Here is a 1680-nt window from a genome sequence, read left to right as displayed (position 1 = left end):
ACCGCGGCCAGCTCCTCAGGCGTCACACCCGATCAACGGAACAACCGATCATCCAGACACGCCACCGACGGATGAACCTGACCAAGCCCTACTAGGGTTTGTCCCGTAAATGATCTCTGACTGGTGTAAACGAAGTCGGTGATCAATCCGACCGCTCGCCTATCCGGCGAGGTTGAGGTTGTGTAGGCGGGCGATGCCGAGCATGGCGTAGTGGACGCCGTCACCCTTGAGGCGGCAGTCGCGGAGGATCTTCCCGGTCTTCATCCGGGCGAATACGTGCTCGACGCGTGCTCGGACCCGCTTGTGGGACGTGTTGTGGGCCTGTTTCCAGTCGGGCAGTTCTTCGCCTTTGCGGCGGCGGTGAGGCATGACAAGCCCTGTGCCCGGATAGCCACCGTCGGCGATCGTCATGGTCGTGCCGACGGCGGCCTTCGCGCCGGACTCCTCCCATGCCTGGCAGTCGTTGCGGTTACCGGGAAGGGGCCGGCCGATCACCACGACGAGTCGGGTATCGGCGTCGATGACGACCTGGTGGTTGGTGGAGTACCGGTAGTTCTTGGACTGCTCAGCGATGGTGTGGTCGCGGGTGGGCACCAGGGTGCCGTCGACGATAAGCACGGTGTCCTTGCTGAACCGCCGACGAGGCCGCAGGGCAAGCGTGGGACCGAGGTGGTCGATGATCCGGTCGGCCGCGGATTTCGAGATGCCGAAGAGCGGCGCGAGTTGGCGCATCGTCAGATTCGTGCGCCAGTAGGCCGACACGAGCAGTACCCGGTCCTCCAGCAGAAGGGACCACGGCCGGCCCTTGCGGACCGGATCCGCACCTTCGCGGCGCAGCGCGGTCACCAGCTTCTTGAAGGGACGCGGGCTCAGCCCGCTGAACGGGGCTATCCAAGACGACTCCGACGCCGTGATCACACCAGCCACCACAAGATCGTTCCATGATGCCCGGCACAACATCGCGAATGTTCCATTCTCCATCTCACGCCCCGCGCAGGCCACGCCGAATCCTGTAGCAACGCCCACATTCAGTCTCTACATTCAGCGCATGGCTACCGAGGACGAGCACCCACGTCACCCCGACATCGCCGCGATGCTCACCAACCAGACGAGCGCGTGCAAGGCAGCACGCGCCGCCATCGCCGCTGGTGGCGAGGTACAGGTCTCGGAGGGGGAGGTGCCCCAGTGGATGGTCGCCGGTATTGCCGCAACCAGGTTGAGACGGTCGTTGAAGCGCGGCTGGCCGACGACCCTCGGCCTCGACGAGAGCGTTGAGATCCTCGCGCGGCACCGTGGTGAGCAGCTGCGCGCTGGGAGCATCCTCTCAGCAGACCGGTCCTGGCTCTTCAATCTGTACTTCGACGCAACCGGGACCGAGCTCTTGGCGTGCAGCGGTGTCAAACGCCCTCCGCAACCCAGCACGAAGGGCTCGTGCGAGTCCTGAGCTGAACCGCATCCGCATCACCGAACGTCTCCCCGACCGCAGCCGCCACTACCTGCAGAACCTCAGCTTCGAGGAGCAGGTCTCGGAGGCAGGCAATGCCGAAAAATCTCAACTGCGGCCAGGTATTACGGGACAAGTCTTAGAAGCCGTATCTCAACCGAACGTGATCCGTTGATTTCTGCTGGTCAGGCATGGTCTAGCTCGGGGTGAGGGAGGCATGCGGCGTCTTGTGTTCG

General features: G+C 63.8%; 2 protein-coding genes. One reads left to right on the top strand and one right to left on the bottom strand.

Annotation, left to right across the window (positions count from 1 at the left end; genetic code table 11):
• Positions 1–159: 159 nt before the first annotated feature.
• On the bottom strand, positions 160–927 hold the full coding sequence (locus ABT342_RS38060; RefSeq protein WP_351584193.1) for a transposase: 768 nt from the start codon (positions 925–927) through the stop codon (positions 160–162).
• Positions 928–1048: 121 nt separating this feature from the next.
• Between ABT342_RS38060 and ABT342_RS38055 the strand changes: the two genes are divergently transcribed.
• The gene (locus tag ABT342_RS38055) at positions 1049–1444 is read left to right on the top strand and encodes a hypothetical protein (protein ID WP_351584190.1); all 396 of its coding nucleotides are present in this window, start codon (positions 1049–1051) and stop codon (positions 1442–1444) included.
• The last annotated feature ends 236 nt before the right edge of the window (positions 1445–1680 follow it).

The organism is Streptomyces sp. NPDC000410, assembly GCF_040300305.1.
Lineage (GTDB): Bacteria > Actinomycetota > Actinomycetes > Streptomycetales > Streptomycetaceae > Streptomyces.
Note: the sequence above shows the minus strand (reverse complement) of the source record. Positions and strands in the feature narration are given on the sequence as shown.